Genomic DNA, 18,065 nt, shown 5'->3' with positions numbered 1-18,065 from the left:
CATGCGCAGCAGCGTCCTGCTGCTGGCGCTGCTGCTCCTGCTCGGCGGCTGCGCCAGCCGGGCGCCGCTGCCCGCGCAGGCACCACAGCTGGCGCTGCCGCTGACCCTGCACGTACAGCGGCAGGACGCCGGGCAGGTGCAGGACTGGCTGCTGGTGCTGCAGGACGAGGGCCGCGGCCTGCGCTGGAGCCTGCTCGACCCGCTCGGCCTGCCGCTGGCCCGCCAGTTGCTGGAGGATGGCCAGTGGCACAATGACGGCCTGTTGCCGCCCAACCCCGAGGCCCGCGAGCTGTTCGCCGCACTGCTGTTCGCCCTGGCGCCGCGCGCACAGTTGCCGGCACTATGGCCGGCCGAGGCGTGGCAGGCCGACTCCGACCATCGATGCATGGCGGTTGACGGCAGGCACCGCTGGCAGGTGAACTACCGCACCCCACAAGAATTCACCCTGGAGCTCGGCGCAGGCCGCGCCTACCGGGTGCGCCCGTTGCAAGGAACCGCGCCATGACCGCCTATCTCAACGCCCTGGGCCTGACCTGCGCACTCGGCAGCGGCAAGGCGGCAGTCGCCGCCCGGCTGTTCGCCGGCGATGCCGGCGGCGTCCGCCCGCGCGCCGACTGGCTGGACGCTGCGCTGCCGGTCGGCGCGGTCGACGCCGCGCTGCCGGACCTGCCGACCGACTGTCCGCCGGCCTGGCGCACGCGCAACAACCGCCTGCTGCTGGCCGCCGCCGAAGAGATCGGCGCGGAGATCGCCGCCGCCATCGCCCGCCACGGCGCAGCGCGCATCGGCGTAGTGCTGGGCACCAGTACCAGCGGCATCCACGAGGCGGGACTCGGCATCGCTGCGCAGCTGCAGGATGGTCAGTTCCCGCCCGACTACCACTACGGCCAGCAGGAGCTGGCGGCGCCGGCGGCCTTCCTCGCCGCCCACCTGGGCCTCGGCGGCCCGGCCTACGCAATCTCCACCGCCTGCACCTCCAGCGCCCGCGCGCTGCTCGCCGCGCGCCGCCTGCTGCGCCTGGGCATCTGCGACGCGGTGCTGTGCGGCGGCGTCGACTCGCTGTGCGCACTGACCCTCAATGGCTTCGGCGCCCTCGAGGCAGTCTCCAGCGAGCGCTGCAACCCGTTCTCCGCCAACCGCCGCGGCATCAACATCGGCGAGGCCAGCGCGCTGTTTCTGATGAGCCGCGAGCCGGCACCGCTGGCGCTGCTCGGCGCCGGCGCCAGTTCCGACGCCTACCACATCTCCGCGCCGCAGCCCGAGGGCCTCGGCGCCATCGCCGCGATGCGTGCGGCGCTGGCCGACGCCGGCCTGCAGCCCGACGAGATCGCCTATCTGAACCTGCACGGCACCGCCACCGCGCACAACGACGCGATGGAGAGCCTGGCCACCGCCGCGGTGTTCCCCGAGGGTGTACCCTGTTCGTCGAGCAAGCCGCTGACCGGACACACCCTCGGCGCTGCCGGCGCCCTCGAGGCGGCCTTCTGCTGGCTGAGCCTGGACGCCACATACAATCCCCAGCGCCGGCTGATCCCGCAGGTATGGGACGGCTATGCCGATCCGCAACTGCCGCGCCTGCGCCTCGCCGATTGCGCCACGCGGCTGCCGGCCGGCGCGCCGCTCCGGCTGATGAGCAATTCGTTCGCCTTCGGCGGCAGCAATGTCAGCCTGATTCTCGGAGAACCCTGATGATCCCCTGGTCCCTCGCCGAGCTGCTGCCGCACGCCGGCAACATGATCCTGCTCGACGCCATCGAGCACTGCGACGAGGAGCGCATCGAGACCCGCCTTACCGTGCGGAACGGCGGCCTGTTCAACCGCGCCGACGGCAGCCTGCCGGCCTGGGTCGGCATTGAGCTGATGGCGCAGAGCGTCGCCGCTTACGCCGGCTGCCGCGCACGCCGCGCCGGGCTGCCGGTGGAGCTGGGCTTTTTACTCGGCACACGCAGCTACCAGTGCAACGTCGACCACTTCCCCGCCGGCAGCGAACTGCGCATCCAGGCCAGCCGCTCGCTGGAAGACGACAGCGGCATGGGCGTGTTCGAGTGCCGGCTGCTCGGCCCGGGCATCCATGTCGAAGCCCGCCTTAACGTATTCCGGCCGCCGCAGGCGGCCCGCTATCTCCAGGACCCCGTCCATGACTGAACGCATTCTGGTCACCGGCTCCAGCCGCGGCATCGGCCGCGCCATCGCCCTGCGCCTGGCGCGCGCCGGCTACGACCTCACCCTGCACTGCCGCAGCGGTCGCAGCGAAGCCGAGGCGGTCGCCGCCGAAATCGCCGCGCTGGGCCGCGACGCCGACATCCTGCAGTTCGACGTGGCAGACCGCGAGGCCGCCCGCACCCAACTGGAGGCCGCCATCGAACGCCATGGCGCCTGGTACGGAGTGGTCTGCAACGCCGGCCTGACCCGCGACGGCGCCTTCCCGGCGCTGGAAGGCGAGGACTGGGACCGCGTGCTGCGCACCAACCTCGACGGCTTCTACAACGTGCTGCACCCGCTGACCATGCCGATGGTGCGCCGCCGCGCGCCCGGGCGCATCGTCTGCATCACCTCGGTATCCGGGCTGATCGGCAACCGCGGCCAGGTCAACTACAGCGCCTCCAAGGCAGGGGTGATCGGCGCCGCCAAGGCCCTGGCGATCGAGCTGGGCAAACGCCGCATCACGGTCAACTGCGTGGCGCCCGGGCTGATCGACACCGCCATGCTCGACGAGCACGTGCCGGTCGAGGAGATGCTCAAGATGATCCCGGCGCAGCGCATGGGCACCCCCGAGGAAGTCGCCGGACTGGTCAACTTCCTGATGTCAGAGGAGGCGGCCTACATCACCCGCCAGGTCATCGCGGTCAACGGAGGGCTGTGCTGATGGCCAAGCCAAGACGCGTGGTGGTCACCGGCATGGCCGGCATCACCGCCCTGGGCAACGACTGGGCGACCCTGCACGGCAACTTCTGCGCCAACCGCAGCGGCATCCGCCATATGCCCGAGTGGGAGCGTTTCAGCGAACTGAACACCCGTCTGGGCGGGCCGATCGACGATTTCCAGGTACCGGCACACTGGACCCGCAAGCAGCTGCGCAGCATGGGCCGAGTGTCGCGCATGGTGGTGCTGGCCGCCGAGCGGGCGCTGACCGACGCCGGCCTGCATGACGATACGAGCATCCGCGACGGACGCATGGGTGTGGCCTGCGGCTCGTCCACCGGCAGTACCGAGGATATCAAGGCGTTCGGCAACATGCTGCTCAACTCGGTAGCCGATGGCCTCAACGCCAACTCCTACGTGCGCATGATGCCGCATACCACCGCGGCCAACATCAGCATCTTCTTCGGCCTCACCGGGCGGATGATCCCCACTTCCAGCGCCTGCACCAGCGGCAGCCAGGGCATCGGCTACGCCTACGAGGCGATCAAATACGGCCGCCTGCCGCTGATGCTCGCTGGCGGTGCCGAGGAGCTGTGCCCGACCGAGGCCATGGTGTTCGACGCGCTGTACGCGACCAGCCTGAAGAACGACGCACCGCACAGCTCGCCACGCCCCTACGACGTCGGCCGCGATGGCCTGGTGATCGGCGAGGGCGCCGGCATGCTGGTGCTCGAGGAGCTGGAGCACGCCCTGGCCCGCGGCGCACGCATCCACGCAGAGATCGTCGGCTTCGGCAGCAACGCCGACGGCCAGCACGTCACCAAGCCCGAGCAGGCGACCATGCGCCGCGCCATGGAACTGGCACTCGAAGATGCCGAGCTGCCGGCCGACGCCATCGGCTACGTCAACGGCCACGGCACGGCAACCGAGCAAGGCGATATCGCCGAAACCCAGGCCACCAGCAGCCTGTTCGGCCCGCGCATGCCGATCAGCTCGCAGAAAAGCTACCTCGGCCATACCCTCGGCGCCTGCGGGGCGCTGGAGTCCTGGTTCAGCATCGAGATGCTCAACCGCGACCAGTACATCCACACCCTCAACCTCGACAACATCGACCCGCGCTGCGGCGAACTCGACTATCTGCAAGGCGAGCCGCGGCGGATGAGCCACGAATACGTGATGAACAACAACTTCGCCTTCGGCGGGGTCAACACCTCGTTGATCTTCCGCCGCTGGCGCTGAACCGACGGAATACCCTGCTGGCCGCGGCCATGCCGGCCCGGCCGCCACTTCGTCAAGGAGACGACCATGCAACTTAAAGGCTTGACCGCTGCCGCCCTGCTCCTCGCCGCCCTGCCGGGTATCAGCCAGGCGCGTGACACCACCCACCACCTCGACTTCGCCAGCGTGGTTCAGGAAGCCACCAATGCCGGCCGCCTCGACGGCAGCGTGAAGTTCTACCTGGCCAGCGCTCCGGCCGGCGCCAAGATCGTACGCAGCGGCGTGTCGACCAGCAAGAAGACCAACGCCTTCAACAAGACCGACGAGGCGGCCTGCAGCTGGGCCCTGCAGTCGGCGCTGATCGCCATGCAGAATGCCGCCAAGGCGGCAGGCGCCAATGCCGTGGTGAACATCACCAGCAACTACCAGCACGTCGAGTACAAGGATCGCCAGAAGTACGAATGCCATGCCGGCGCCATCATGGCCGGCGTCGCACTCAAGGCAGACCTAGCCAATGTCCGCTAAGCGCCTTCCGGTAGCTGCGCTGCTCGCTGCCGCCCTGCTCGCCGGCCAGACGGCGCTCGCCGACGACGGCCGGGCGCTGTATCGCCAGTACTGCGCCAAGTGCCACGGCGACGAAGGCCGTGGCAAAACCTGGCGCGGCTGGCTGTTCCGCGCCGAGAACCTGAGCGACCGCACTTGGCAGGACAAGCGCAGCGATGCCGAGATCCTGCACGCGATCGACAAAGGCCCCGGCGCCATGCCGGCCTATCGCGAATCTCTCACTGAGGAGCAACGCGCCACCCTGGTTCAGGTGGTTCGCGCACTGGTACACCCCTGAGCGCAAGCCGTGCCGGAGATTCCGGCACGGCTACCCCGGCTCCATGCAACCGCTCCACCCGACAAAGGACATGTCGACAAAAAGATCACACTCGCTTCTTTCTACCACCCTGCCGGCTGCCGCAGTACTGACAGGCTGTACAGAGCGGTGCAGACTTCCCCTCTGCAGGTTGCGCCAAACCATGTCTGCATCGAGGAGAACCCCAAGGCAATTTCGTTCCGGTGCTGCGCGCCGGCTTCGCCCGTCACGGTATCGAGACCTGCGTGCATACCAAGCCGCAGCGCGTGGGATGCAACTACATCCTGAGCTACAGCACCAGACGCTCTTGGTACGTGGTGCCCTACCTGACGCGGATCCTAGGCCCGGAACGACGCGAGGTAGCACGCGCCGACTACCACCTGCACGGTACTCGCTGCTGAATTGGCAGGGTACCAAGGTGGATCCGGTCATCGACCGGCTGCTGGCGCAGATCGGCAACACGCCACGCCGTGTCCCTGCTAGCGCAGCTCCGGCGCTACCGGCCACGGCACCGACAGTCAGCGAGTAATAAAAGGTGCTACCGGGAAATCAGGCGGAACGCCCACCAACTGCACCTGCCTGCAGTCGACTGCGCTGCGCCTCGGCCTCCAGCAACTCGACAAATCGCCCCACCAGCGGCGATGCCTCGTCCTCGCGGCGCACCAGCCACACCGCGGTGCTGGCGCCGGGGTCGGCGAGGGTGCGCCAGACCACGCCGTCGATGCGCATGCGGCTGAACGAGGCCGGCAGCACGGTGACGCCCAGGCCGGTGGCGACCAGACCGATCAGCGTCATCGCCTCGCTGGCTTCCTGGACGATGCGCGGCGAGAAGCCGGCGGCCCGCGCCAGTTGCTGCAGCTGGCCGTAGAGGCCGGTGCCGAAGGTGCGCGGGAAGAACACGAACGGCTCCTCGGCCAGTTCGCACAGGGTCAGCGCCGCGTCCGCCGCCGCCAGCCGGTGGCCGGCCGGCAGCACCGCCACCAGCGGTTCGGCGAACAGTTCCAGCGCCGTCATGCCCTCGGGCAGCGCCAGCGGGCGGATCATCCCCACCGCCAGGCGCCGCTCGTACACCGCCTCGGCCACCCCGCGGCTGCTCAGCTCGTGCAGGTCGAGATGCACCTCCGGGCAGGCCTGGCGGAACGCCTGGATGGCGCGCGGAATGGTCGAGGTGAAGGGCGCCGAGGAGGTGAAGCCGACCTTCAGCTCGCCCAGCTCGCCGCGCTGGGCACGGCGCGCCACGGCCACCGCCTTGTCGACCTGGGCCAGCGCTGCACGGGCCTCGACCAGAAACAGCCGGCCGGCTTCGCTGAGCGCCACCCGGCGATTGGTGCGCTCCAGCAGGCGCACGCCCAGCTCGTCCTCCAGGGCCTGGATCTGCTGGCTCAGCGGCGGCTGGGAGATGCCCAGTTGCAGTGCCGCGCGACCGAAGTGCAGTTCCTCGGCGACGGCGACGAAGTAGCGCAAGTGCCTAAGCTCCATGATTGATTCGCCATACCTATCAGACGAGTCGAATAATATATTGGAGCGAAGAATATCGCCTCCCCTATGCTTGCCGGCATCCGGCGCCCCCGCCGCCGGCCGCACGCTTCGCGAGGCTCCCGATGCACACCCTGGCCGCTCCGGCAGACCGACACGACTCCCCGCCCCCGGCCTACATCGAGAAGGGCACGCGCCTGTTCCGCCGCACCAACTGGGCGCTGTTCGCCGGCGGCTTCGCCACCTTCGCCCTGCTCTACTGCGTGCAGCCGATGCTTCCGGTGTTCTCCGCCGCCTTCGCCCTGAGTGCGGCGCAGAGCAGCCTGGCGCTGTCGATCTCTACCGTGACCCTGGCCGTCGGCCTGCTGTTCACCGGCCCGCTGTCGGATGCCGTCGGGCGCAAGCCAGTGATGGTCGCCGCGCTGCTTGCCGCCGCGCTGTGCACCCTGCTGGCGCCGCTGATGCCCAGCTGGGAAACCCTGCTGCTGATGCGCGCGCTGGTCGGCCTGGCGCTCAGCGGCCTGGTGGCGGTGGCGATGTCCTACCTCAGCGAGGAGATCCATCCACCGCACCTGGGCCTGGCCATGGGCCTGTACATCTCCGGCAACGCCCTGGGCGGGATGAGCGGGCGGCTGCTCAGCGGCGTGCTGGTGGACTTCGTCTCCTGGCAGGCGGCGGTCGCCAGCCTCGGGCTGCTCGGCCTCGGCGCCGCGCTGCTGTTCTGGCGCCTGCTGCCGGACTCGCGGCACTTCCGGCCGACACCGCTGAGCCTGGCCAATCTGGTCGAGGGGCTGCGCCTGCACTTTTCCGACCGCGGCCTGCCCTGGCTGTTTCTCGAAGCCTTCCTGCTGATGGGCGGCTTCGTCACCCTGTTCAACTACATCGGCTACCGCCTGCTGGAGGCGCCCTACGGGATGAGCCAGGCGTTCGTCGGCCTGCTCTCGGTGGTCTACCTGTCGGGCACCTACAGCTCGACCCAGGCCGGCGTGCTGGCCGACCGCCTCGGTCGCCACCGGGTGTTCTGGCCGGCGATCCTGCTGATGCTGGCCGGCGCCCTGCTGACCCTGACCGGGCCGCTGCTGCTGGTGCTCGGCGGCATGCTGCTGTTCGCCTTCGGCTTCTTCGCCGCGCACTCGCTGGCCAGCAGCTGGGTCGGCCGCCGCGCCCTGCGCGCCCGCGGCCAGGCTTCGTCGTTGTACCTGTTCAGCTACTACCTGGGCTCCAGCGTGGCCGGCACCGCCGGCGGCTTCTTCTGGGCCCACGCCGGCTGGAACGGCGTCGCCGGCTTCATTGCCGCGCTGCTCGGCGTGGCGCTGCTGGTGGCGCTGCACCTGTCGCGGCTGCCGCCCAAAGCGGCGCCGGGCTGACCTGCGGCCTTACCCCGGAAACGACGAAGCCCGATCAGCGGATCGGGCTTCGTGGCTTGACGCGGGACTCAGCGGTGGTACTGCGCCGACAGCTCGTGTACCGCCTCGAAGAAGGCGCCGGCGTGGGCCGGGTCGACTTCCGGGGTGATGCCGTGACCGAGGTTGAACACATGCCCCGAGCCCGCACCGTAGGCGGCGAGGATCCGCGCCACTTCGGCGCGGATCGCCGCCGGCTTGGCGTACAGCACCGCGGGGTCCATGTTGCCCTGCAGGGCCACCTTGGCGCCGACGCGGGCGCGGGCGCTGCCGATGTCGCAGGTCCAGTCCAGACCCAGGGCCTCGGCGCCGCTGTCGGCCAGCGACTCCAGCCACAGGCCGCCGCCCTTGGTGAACAGGATCACCGGCACGCGGCGACCGTCGTGCTCGCGGATCAGACCGTCAACGATCTTCTTCATGTAGGCCAGGGAGAATTCCTGGTAGGCCGCCGCCGACAGCGCGCCGCCCCAGGAGTCGAAGATCTGCACGGCCTGGGCGCCGGCCTTGATCTGCCCGTTGAGATAGACGGTGATCGAGGCGGCCAGCTTGTCGAGCAGGGCATGCATGGCCTGCGGATTGTCGTAGAGCATCGCCTTGGACTTGCGGAAGTCCTTGCTGGAGCCGCCCTCGACCATGTAGGTGGCCAGCGTCCAAGGGCTGCCGGAGAAGCCGATCAGCGGCACCCGACCGTTCAGCTCGCGGCGGATGGTGCGCACCGCTTCCATCACATAGCCCAGATCCTGTTCGGCATCGGGAATCGGCAGCGCCTCGATGTCGGCCATGCTGCCGATCACCTTGCGGAAGCGCGGACCTTCGCCGGTCTCGAAGTACAGGCCCTGCCCCATGGCATCCGGAATGGTCAGGATGTCGGAGAACAGGATGGCGGCGTCCAGCTGCGGATAGCGATCCAGCGGCTGGATGGTGACCTCGCAGGCCAGCTCGGGGTTCTTCATCAGGCTGACGAAGTCGCCGGCCTTGGCCCGCGTGGCGCGATACTCGGGGAGGTAGCGACCGGCCTGGCGCATCATCCACACCGGGGTGACGTCGACGGGCTGCTTGAGCAGGGCGCGCAGGAAACGGTCGTTCTTCAGGGCGGTCATCACGGCCTCCGGGCAAAAGTCAGGGCGGCATTGTCGCAAAGCGGACAGCAAAAGGCACGGCGGGTGCCGTGCCTTTGCGTGGGGCATTGATCGGAGTCAGGCGCCGCCGGGCGCCCGCCGCTCAGACGCCCAGGTAGTCGAGGATGCCCTCGGCGGCCTGGCGGCCCTCGAAGATCGCGGTGACCACCAGATCCGAGCCGCGCACCATGTCGCCGCCAGCGAAGATCTTTGGGTTACCGGTCTGGAACTTGAACTGGCCGGCTTCCGGGGCGATCACCCGGCCGGAGCCGTCGACCCGGATGCCGTGCTGCTCGAACCACGGCGCCGGGCTCGGGCGGAAGCCGAAGGCGATCACCACGGCATCGGCCGGCAGGATCTCCTCGGAACCTGGGATCGGCTCGGGGCTGCGGCGGCCGCGGGCGTCCGGCTCGCCGAGACGGGTCTCGATGACCTTGACGCCCTCGACCCGGCCTTCGCCGACGATGGCGATGGGCTGGCGGTTGAACAGGAACTTCACCCCCTCTTCCTTGGCGTTCTTCACCTCGCGGCGCGAACCGGGCATGTTTTCCTCGTCGCGGCGGTAGGCGCAGGTGACGCTCTTGGCGCCCTGGCGGATCGAGGTGCGGTTGCAGTCCATCGCCGTGTCGCCGCCGCCGAGCACCACCACCTTCTTGCCGGCCATGTCGATGAAGTCGGCGGGCGACTTCTCGAAACCGAGGTTGCGGTTGACGTTGGCGATCAGGAAGTCCAGCGCGTCGTAGACGCCCGGCAGATCCTCGCCGGGGAAACCGCCCTTCATGTAGTTGTAGGTGCCCATGCCCATGAACACCGCATCGTACTCGGCGAGCAGCTGCTCCATGGTCACGTCCTTGCCCACCTCGGTGTTGAGGCGGAACTCGATGCCCATGCCGCTGAACACCTCGCGGCGGCGGCTCAGCACGCTCTTCTCCAGCTTGAACTCGGGGATACCGAAGGTCAGCAGGCCGCCGATTTCCGGGTTCTTGTCGAACACCACCGGGGTCACGCCGTTGCGCACCAGCACGTCGGCGCAGCCGAGGCCAGCCGGCCCTGCGCCGATCACCGCGACGCGCTTGCCGGTCGGCACGACTTTCGACATGTCCGGGCGCCAGCCCATGGCGAAGGCAGTGTCGGTGATGTACTTCTCCACCGAGCCGATGGTCACCGCGCCGAAGCCGTCGGCCAGGGTACAGGCGCCCTCGCACAGGCGGTCCTGCGGGCACACGCGGCCGCAGACTTCCGGCAGGGTGTTGGTCTGGTGGCTGAGTTCGGCGGCGGCGAGGATGTTGCCTTCGGAGACCAGCTTCAGCCAGTTGGGGATGAAGTTGTGCACCGGGCACTTCCACTCGCAGTACGGGTTGCCGCACTCCAGGCAGCGGTGCGCCTGTTCGGTGGCCTGCGCCGGCTTGAACAGGTCGTAGATCTCGACGAATTCCTTCTTGCGCTGGCGCAGCAGCTTCTTCTTCGGATCCTTGCGGCCGACCTCGATGAACTGGAAGTCGTTATGCAGACGCTCAGTCATATCAGAACCTCTTTGCAGCAGCCCCGGGCCTGGCGCCCGCGGCTGCGAAACTCATCAGGGTGACCGCCGGTTCTCGCGCCTCGCGCGGGACCGGCGGCCTGGCTCGGCCTTACTGCGGGTTGGCCCGGGTGCTGGACAGCAGCGACTTGAGGCTCGCGGCCTTGGGCTTGACCAGCCAGAAGCGGCGCACGTAGTCGTCGAGGTTGTCGAGCACCTCGGCGCCCCAGGCGCTGCCGGTTTCCGCCACGTATTCGCGCAGCACGCGCTGCAGGTGGCTGCGGTAGGCCTCCATCGGCTCGCCGCTGATGCGCTGCAGGTCGACCAGCTCGTGGTTGACGCGGTCGAAGAAGCCGTTGTCCTGGTCCAGCACGTAGGCGAAGCCGCCGGTCATGCCCGAGCCGAAGTTGTAGCCGGTCTTGCCCAGCACGCAGACGAAGCCGCCGGTCATGTACTCGCAGCAGTGATCGCCGGTACCTTCCACCACCGCGTGGGCGCCGGAGTTGCGCACCGCGAAGCGCTCGCCGGCGGTGCCCGCGGCAAACAGCTTGCCGCCGGTGGCGCCGTACAGGCAGGTGTTGCCGACGATGGCCGACTCCTGGCTCTGCAGCGCGCTGCCGGCCGGCGGGGTGATGACGATCTTGCCGCCGGTCATGCCCTTGCCGACGTAGTCGTTGGCGTCGCCTTCCAGGTGCAGGTGCAGGCCGCCGGCGTTCCACACGCCGAAGCTCTGCCCCGCGGTGCCCTTGAAGCGGAAGCGGATCGGCGCATCGCTCATGCCCTGGTTGCCGTGACGGCGGGCGATCTCGCCGGAAATCCGCGCGCCGATGGAACGGTCGCAGTTGCAGATGTCCAGTTCGAACTCGCCGCCGCGCTTGGCCTGGATGGCCGGCAGGGCCATCTCGACCATCTTCTCGGCCAGCAGGCCCTGGTCGAACGGCGGGTTCTTCTCCACCTCGCAGAACTGCGGCTTGTCGGCCGGGATGTGGTCGCTGCCGAGCAGCGGGGTCAGGTCGAGGTTGCCCTGCTTGGCGGTGTCGCCCGGCAGCACTTCGAGCAGGTCGGTACGGCCGATCAGCTCGCCCAGGCTGCGCACGCCGAGGCGCGCCAGCCACTCGCGGGTTTCCTCGGCGATGAAGGTGAAGAAGTTCATCACCATCTCGACGGTGCCGATGAAGTGGTCCTTGCGCAGCTGGTCGTTCTGGGTGGCGACGCCGGTGGCGCAGTTGTTCAGGTGGCAGATGCGCAGGTACTTGCAGCCCAGGGCGATCATCGGCGCGGTGCCAAAGCCGAAGCTCTCGGCGCCGAGGATGGCGGCCTTGATCACGTCGAGGCCGGTCTTCAGGCCGCCGTCGGTCTGCACGCGGATCTTGCCGCGCAGGTCGTTGCCGCGCAGGGTCTGGTGCGCCTCGGCCAGGCCCAGCTCCCACGGGCTGCCGGCGTACTTGATCGAGGTCAAGGGCGAGGCGCCGGTGCCGCCGTCGTAGCCGGAGATGGTGATCAGGTCGGCGTAGGCCTTGGCCACGCCGGCGGCGATGGTGCCGACGCCCGGCTCGGCGACCAGCTTGACCGAGACCAGCGCCTGCGGGTTGACCTGCTTTAGGTCGAAGATCAGCTGCGCCAGGTCTTCGATGGAGTAGATGTCGTGGTGCGGCGGCGGCGAGATCAGGGTCACGCCGGGCACCGCGTAGCGCAGGCGGGCGATCAGGCCGTTGACCTTGCCGCCGGGCAGCTGGCCGCCCTCGCCGGGCTTGGCGCCCTGGGCGACCTTGATCTGCAGCACTTCAGCGTTGACCAGGTACTCGGGGGTGACGCCGAAGCGGCCGGTGGCCACCTGCTTGATCTTCGAGCTTTTCAGGGTGCCGTAGCGCGCCGGGTCCTCGCCGCCCTCGCCAGAGTTGGAGCGCGCGCCCAGGCGGTTCATCGCCTCGGCCAGCGCCTCGTGGGCCTCCGGCGACAGCGCGCCGAGGGAGATGCCGGCGGCGTCGAAGCGCTTGAAGATGGCGCTCAGCGGCTCGACCTCCTCCAGCGCCAGCGGCTGCTCGGCGACCTTGACCTTGAGCAGGTCGCGGATCATCGACACCGGACGCTGGTCGACCAGCGCGCTGTAGTCGCGGAAGCGCGCGTAGTCACCCTGCTGCACGGACTCCTGCAGCAGGCGCACCACGTCCGGGTTGTAGGCATGGTATTCGCCGCCGTGGACGAACTTGAGCAGACCGCCCTGCTGGATCGGCTTGCGGGCGTTCCAGGCTTCGCGGGCCAGCAGCTGCTGCTCGGCCTGCAGATCGGTGAAGCGCGCGCCCTGGATGCGGCTGGCGACGCCACGGAAGCACAGCCCGACCACCTCGTCGGCCAGGCCGATGGCCTCGAACAGCTGGGCGCCGCGGTAGGAGGCGACGGTGGAGATGCCCATCTTCGACAGGATCTTCAACAGGCCCTTGGAGATGCCCTTGCGGTAGTGCTTGAACGACTCGTGCAGGTCGCCGAGCACCTCGCCGCTGCGGATCAGGTCGGCCAGCACCTCGTAGGCGAGGAACGGATAGACCGCGGTGGCGCCGAAGCCGATCAGCACGGCGAAGTGGTGCGGATCGCGCGCGGTGGCGGTCTCGACCAGGATGTTGCAGTCGCAGCGCAAGCCCTTCTCGGTCAGGCGGTGGTGCACCGCGCCGACCGCCAGCGCGGCGTGGGCCGGCAGCTTGCCGGGGGCGATGTGGCGGTCGGACAACACCAGCAGCACCTTGCCGGCGCGCACCGCGGTCTCGGCCTGGTCGGCGATGGCGCGCACCGCGGCCTCGAGGCCGACGGCTTCCTCGTAGTTGAGGTCGATGATCTCGCGCTCGAAGCCCGGGCGGTCGAGGGTCATCAGAGTGTGCCACTTGGCCGGCGAGATCACCGGGGTGTTGAGGATCGCGCGGTTGGCGTGGTCGGCGGACTCCTCGAAGACGTTGCGCTCGGCGCCCAGGCAGGTTTCCAGGGACATCACCACCGCTTCGCGCAGCGGGTCGATCGGCGGGTTGGTGACCTGGGCGAACTGCTGGCGGAAGTAGTCGAAGGGCGAGCGCACGCGCTGGCTGAGCACCGCCATGGGGGTGTCGTCGCCCATCGAGCCGACTGCTTCCTGGCCCTGCTCGGCGAGCGGACGCAGCACCTGATCACGCTCCTCGAAGGTGACCTGGAACATCTTCATGTACTGCTTGAGCTGCTCGGCGTCGTAGGCCGCGGCGCCGTGCTCCTCGTCCATGTTGGCCTGGATGCGCAGGGCGTTCTGGCGCAGCCACTGGCGGTACGGGTGACGCGACTTGAGGCGGTTGTCGATGTCGGCGGTGTGCAGCACCTGGCCGGTCTCGGTGTCCACGGCGAGGATCTGCCCCGGACCGACGCGGCCCTTGGCCAGCACGTCCTCCGGCGCGTAGTTCCACACGCCGACTTCCGAGGCCAGGGTGATGTAGCCGTTCTTGGTGGTGACCCAGCGTGCCGGGCGCAGACCGTTGCGGTCGAGCAGGCACACCGCGTGGCGACCGTCGGTGAGCACCACGCCGGCCGGGCCGTCCCACGGTTCCATGTGCATGGAGTTGTATTCGTAGAAGCTGCGCAGCTCGACGTCCATGGTCTCGACGTTCTGCCAGGCCGGCGGAATGATCATGCGCAGGCCGCGGAACAAGTCCATGCCGCCGGTAACCAGCAGTTCGAGCATGTTATCCATGCTCGAGGAGTCGGAACCGGTGCGGTTGACCAGCGGGGCGATGCTTTCCAGGTCGGGCAGCAGTTCGTTGGCGAACTTGTTGCGCCGCGCCACCGCCCAGTTGCGGTTGCCGGTGATGGTATTGATCTCGCCGTTATGCGCCAGGAAGCGGAACGGCTGGGCCAGCGGCCAGCGCGGCAGGGTGTTGGTGGAGAAGCGCTGGTGGAACACGCAGATGGCGGTTTCCAGCCGCGGATCGCCGAGGTCCGGATAGAAGCGGGCGAGATCCGCCGGCATCATCAGGCCCTTGTAGATGATGTCCTTGGCCGACAGGCTGCAGACGTAGAAGTCGGCGTCGTCCTTGAGCGCCACCTCGGCGCGGCGGCGGGCGAAGAACAGCTTGATGCCCATCTGCGCGTCGTCGAGGCCTTCGCCGCTGACGAACACCTGCTCGATGCGCGGCAGGCACTCCAGCGCCAGGCGGCCGAGCACGGAAGTGTCCACCGGCACGCTGCGCCAGCCGACCAGGGTCAGGCCTGCGGCGGCGATCTCGGCGTTCAGCGCCTCGCGCGCGCGGGCGGCACGCGCCTCGTCCCGGCTGAGGAACACCATGCCGACCGCGTACTGCTCGGGCAGGTGCACGCCGAACTGCTCAGCGGCCAGCACACGCAGGAAGCGGTCGGGCTTCTGCAGCAGCAGGCCGCAGCCGTCGCCGGTCTTGCCGTCGGCGTTGATGCCGCCACGGTGGGTCATGCAGGTCAGGGCCTCGATGGCCGTCTGCAGCAAATGGTGGCTGGGCTGGCCCTGCATGTGGGCGATCAGACCGAAGCCGCAGTTGTCCTTGAATTGCTCGGGTTGGTACAGACCTGCTTTCATAGGCGCTCTCACCGGCTAACTTCTACTTAATTCAGGCTAAATGCCGCAATAACCCCGCAAATTCAGCGATTCTTCGCACAGGGACACGACAAGCGATGCGCCATTGTAGCGCGGCCGGGGTGTCCGAAAAAAGACAGAATGACGCAAAAACGAAAATTTAATGTCGCGTTTATAAAAGAAAACCGGTGAGGCGCAGGGCGCATCACCGGTTCTTCACAGCCCCGCGGCTACTGGCAGTCTAGCGGCCGGCCTGGCGGATTTCCTGCTGGATGCTGGCGAAGGTGCGCGGCCACGGCTTGCCCGCCTGCAGGCGGGCCGGCAACGCGCTCACCGCCGACTTGGCGGCCTCCGGGGAGGAGAAGCGCCCATAGGTCACCACATACAGCGGCTGGCCCTGGTGCAGCTTGCGGAAGTAGCGGTACTCGCCGCCGCCCTCGCGCACCTGACTCTGCGCGGCGGCCTCCGAGCTGGTGCCGAACAGCTGCAGGGTGTACTGCCCGACCGGCTGGCCCAGATACCAGCCGTTGTGCACGCCCCCGGCGGCCGGCGCACTGGCGGCGGGCGCCGGGGCAGGTGTCGGGGCCGGAGCAGGCGCCGGAGCAGGACGCGGCTGACTGGCCACGCTCGGTGCGGGAGCGACGGCCGGAGCGGGGGCCGGGGCCGGAGCGACCACCGGGGCAGCGATGGGCGCGGCAGCCTGGGCAGGTGCGGGCGCAGGTGCCGCCGGGGCAGGCGCAGGGCTCGGCTGGGCCGGGGCCGGACGCGGCGCCGCGATCGGCATGGCGGCATTGGCGGCATCCAGTTCCTCTACCGCCGCCTGCCCGGCCTCGCGGGCCAGCGGCTCGCGCAGCACCGGCTGCCCCTGACCGACCAGCGGCAGCGGCACCGGCTGACCGCCGGCGAACTCGATGGTCGGGCCGGTACTCGGCGGCGCGTCGCCGGATGCCGCCAGCGGCTCGCCGGAGGCGACGGGCGACTGCGCCGTCGGGGCCGGCTCGTCGCCGTTCTTGAGCACGAAGGCCAGCGCCAGACCGCCCAGCACCACCGCCACCGCCAGCAGGTGCTTCTTCGGCAGGCTGCTGCCGCGCTCGCCGGCGGTTTCCGGCTCGCGGTCGGCCAGCATCGCCTCGACCAGCGCATCGCGGGCGGCGCGGTTGATGCCGCCGGGCCAGCCGCCCGAGTCGAGATGGATCTCCTCGATCTGCGCATCGTCGAGCAGATCGATGTCCTGGCCGGCGCCCTGCAGGCGCTGGGCCAGGTAGGCGCGGGTCTCGGCCAAGCTGTAGGGCTGCAGCTCCAGCACATGGCAGCTGTCGGCCTTGCCGAGCGACTCCAGGCGCGTCAGCAGCTCCGGCTCGCTGAACAGGAACACATGGGCGCGTCCGTCGCGGTCGCCGGTCGCCAGCGCCGCCAGGGTGTCCAGCGCCTCGTCCTGCAGGCGCTCAGCATCGTCGACCAGCAGGTAGACTTCCTGGCCGCCCTGATTGAGGCGCGCCACCTGGCCGAGCAGGCCGTCGACATCCTGGCTGTTACCGCCCAGCCCCTGGCTGAAATGCTGTAGCAGAGACAGGCTGCCGGCGGCCTGGCGGCCGCTGGCAGCCACGCAGATCACGCTCTGCTTGTTGCTGCTGGCCACCAGCGCCTGGCGCAGCAGGGTCTTGCCGCTGCCCAGAGGGCCGCTGACCACCAGCATCAGCGAGCTGTAGCGCGCCAGCTGGTGCAGCTGGGCCAGCACCGGCTTGCGCTGCGCCGGGAAGAACTTGAAGCCCGGCACCCGCGGCGCGAAGGGGTTGTGGCTGAGCTGGTAGTGTTCAACGAATGCCTCGTCGGCATGCAGGCTGGTCATGGGTGCCTCATCCAATTTGCGCGGGAGGCCCCGGCGAGCGCCGGGGCGACGGATTCACTTCAGGCCTGACGGGCCAGGGCCGCGTAGTCTGCGCGCAGCGTCGCATCGAGCACCTCGCGCGGATACTCGGCGGTCACCACCGCCTCGCCCAGGCGGCGCAGCAGGACCAGTCGCAACTGGCCGTCGAGCACCTTCTTGTCGACCGCCATGTGGCGCAGGAATTCCTCCGGCCCCATTTGCGCCGGCGGCACCAGCGGCAGGCCGGCGCGGGCCAGCAGACGGATGCCGCGATCGCGCGCCGGGGCGTCGATCCAGCCCAGGCGCTGCGACATTTCCAGGGCCATCGCGGTGCCGGCGCCCACCGCCTCGCCGTGCAGCCAGGCGCCATAGCCCATTTCGGTCTCGATGGCGTGGCCGAAGGTGTGGCCGAGGTTGAGGGTGGCGCGCACCCCGGACTCGCGCTCGTCGGCATTCACCACCCGCGCCTTGGCGGCGCAGGAGCGTTCCACCGCCTCGCTGATCGCCTCGGCGTCGAGGCCGCGCAGCGCGTCGATGTGCTGCTCCAGCCAGGCGAGGAACGGCTCGTCGCAGATCAGCCCGTACTTAATCACCTCGGCCAGACCTGCCGACAACTCGCGCGCCGGCAACGTCGCCAGGGTCGCGGTGTCGATCACCACCGCCTTGGGCTGGTAGAAGGCGCCGATCATGTTCTTGCCCAGCGAGTGGTTGATGCCGGTCTTGCCGCCCACCGAGGAATCCACCTGCGACAGCAGGGTGGTCGGCACCTGGATGAAGTCCACGCCGCGCTGGTAGCAGGCGGCGGCGAAACCGGTCATGTCGCCGATCACCCCGCCGCCGAGGGCGATCAGGGTGGTGCGCCGGTCGTGGCGCGCCTCGAGCAGGCCGTCGAAGATCCGCTGCAGGGTTTCCCAGTTCTTGAACGCCTCGCCGTCGGGCAGCACGATCGGCGTGACCCGATAGCCGGCCAGGGTGTCGAGCAGGCGCTGCAGGTACAGCGGCGCCACCGTCTCGTTGGTGACCACCGCCACCTGACGGCCGGCGATATAGGGGGTGAAACACTCGGCACGGTCGAGCAGGCCGCCGCCGATGAAGATGGGATAGCTGCGCTCGCCGAGATCGACGTGAAGAGTCCGCATAAGGCCCCGCCCGTGAAAAAAATTGGCTGCTAGGATAACGCAGTTGCCGG

The 18,065-nt window shown here is 69.1% G+C and carries 14 protein-coding genes; 8 read left to right on the top strand and 6 right to left on the bottom strand.

Going from position 1 to position 18,065, the window contains the following annotated elements; genetic code table 11:
* Position 1 precedes the first annotated feature (1 nt).
* The 7 genes from BLU22_RS07995 (at position 2) to BLU22_RS07965 (ending at position 4,920) form a co-directional block, all read left to right on the top strand.
* On the top strand, positions 2-505 hold the full coding sequence (locus BLU22_RS07995) for a DUF3261 domain-containing protein (protein ID WP_090213474.1): 504 nt from the start codon (positions 2-4) through the stop codon (positions 503-505).
* Complete coding sequence (locus tag BLU22_RS07990) at positions 502-1,689, top strand: beta-ketoacyl-ACP synthase (RefSeq protein ID WP_090213473.1); 1,188 nt, start codon at positions 502-504, stop codon at positions 1,687-1,689. The genes BLU22_RS07995 and BLU22_RS07990 overlap by 4 nt, the downstream gene beginning before the upstream one ends.
* On the top strand, positions 1,689-2,144 hold the full coding sequence (locus tag BLU22_RS07985; protein ID WP_090213471.1) for an ApeP family dehydratase: 456 nt from the start codon (positions 1,689-1,691) through the stop codon (positions 2,142-2,144). The genes BLU22_RS07990 and BLU22_RS07985 overlap by 1 nt, the downstream gene beginning before the upstream one ends.
* Positions 2,137-2,865 carry a 3-oxoacyl-ACP reductase FabG gene (gene fabG, locus BLU22_RS07980; protein WP_090213470.1) on the top strand — a complete coding sequence of 243 codons (729 nt, stop codon included), beginning with the start codon at positions 2,137-2,139 and terminating at the stop codon, positions 2,863-2,865. Before BLU22_RS07985 ends, fabG begins: the two co-directional genes overlap by 8 nt.
* The gene (locus tag BLU22_RS07975; RefSeq protein WP_090213468.1) at positions 2,865-4,100 is read left to right on the top strand and encodes a beta-ketoacyl-ACP synthase; all 1,236 of its coding nucleotides are present in this window, start codon (positions 2,865-2,867) and stop codon (positions 4,098-4,100) included. Before fabG ends, BLU22_RS07975 begins: the two co-directional genes overlap by 1 nt.
* A gap of 66 nt (positions 4,101-4,166) precedes the next feature.
* Positions 4,167-4,604, top strand: a complete 438-nt coding sequence (locus BLU22_RS07970; protein WP_090213467.1) for an excinuclease — start codon at positions 4,167-4,169, stop codon at positions 4,602-4,604.
* The gene (locus BLU22_RS07965) at positions 4,594-4,920 is read left to right on the top strand and encodes a c-type cytochrome (RefSeq protein ID WP_090213466.1); all 327 of its coding nucleotides are present in this window, start codon (positions 4,594-4,596) and stop codon (positions 4,918-4,920) included. Before BLU22_RS07970 ends, BLU22_RS07965 begins: the two co-directional genes overlap by 11 nt.
* A 567-nt stretch (positions 4,921-5,487) precedes the next feature.
* On the opposite strand, the gene BLU22_RS07960 is transcribed toward BLU22_RS07965, so the two are convergent.
* Positions 5,488-6,417, bottom strand: a complete 930-nt coding sequence (locus BLU22_RS07960; RefSeq protein WP_090213464.1) for a LysR substrate-binding domain-containing protein — start codon at positions 6,415-6,417, stop codon at positions 5,488-5,490.
* 122 nt (positions 6,418-6,539) lie between these two features.
* Between BLU22_RS07960 and BLU22_RS07955 the strand changes: the two genes are divergently transcribed.
* The gene (locus BLU22_RS07955) at positions 6,540-7,781 is read left to right on the top strand and encodes an MFS transporter (protein WP_090213463.1); all 1,242 of its coding nucleotides are present in this window, start codon (positions 6,540-6,542) and stop codon (positions 7,779-7,781) included.
* Positions 7,782-7,849: 68 nt separating this feature from the next.
* Here the strand turns inward: BLU22_RS07955 and hemE are convergent, their stop codons facing one another.
* The 5 genes from hemE to aroB form a co-directional block, all read right to left on the bottom strand.
* Positions 7,850-8,917 carry a uroporphyrinogen decarboxylase gene (hemE, locus tag BLU22_RS07950; RefSeq protein WP_090213461.1) on the bottom strand — a complete coding sequence of 356 codons (1,068 nt, stop codon included), beginning with the start codon at positions 8,915-8,917 and terminating at the stop codon, positions 7,850-7,852.
* Positions 8,918-9,038: 121 nt separating this feature from the next.
* The gene (locus BLU22_RS07945; RefSeq protein WP_090213459.1) at positions 9,039-10,457 is read right to left on the bottom strand and encodes an FAD-dependent oxidoreductase; all 1,419 of its coding nucleotides are present in this window, start codon (positions 10,455-10,457) and stop codon (positions 9,039-9,041) included.
* Between the two features lie 109 nt (positions 10,458-10,566).
* Positions 10,567-15,012 carry a glutamate synthase large subunit gene (gene gltB / locus BLU22_RS07940; protein ID WP_090213457.1) on the bottom strand — a complete coding sequence of 1,482 codons (4,446 nt, stop codon included), beginning with the start codon at positions 15,010-15,012 and terminating at the stop codon, positions 10,567-10,569.
* A 238-nt stretch (positions 15,013-15,250) separates the two neighbouring features.
* Positions 15,251-16,858, bottom strand: a complete 1,608-nt coding sequence (locus BLU22_RS07935) for an AAA family ATPase (protein WP_090213456.1) — start codon at positions 16,856-16,858, stop codon at positions 15,251-15,253.
* Between the two features lie 59 nt (positions 16,859-16,917).
* On the bottom strand, positions 16,918-18,015 hold the full coding sequence (gene aroB / locus BLU22_RS07930) for a 3-dehydroquinate synthase (protein ID WP_090213454.1): 1,098 nt from the start codon (positions 18,013-18,015) through the stop codon (positions 16,918-16,920).
* Positions 18,016-18,065: the final 50 nt, after the last annotated feature.

Origin of the sequence: Pseudomonas guangdongensis, assembly GCF_900105885.1 — a bacterium.
Lineage (GTDB): Bacteria > Pseudomonadota > Gammaproteobacteria > Pseudomonadales > Pseudomonadaceae > Geopseudomonas > Geopseudomonas guangdongensis.
This window is presented reverse-complemented; position numbering and strand designations above follow the sequence as displayed.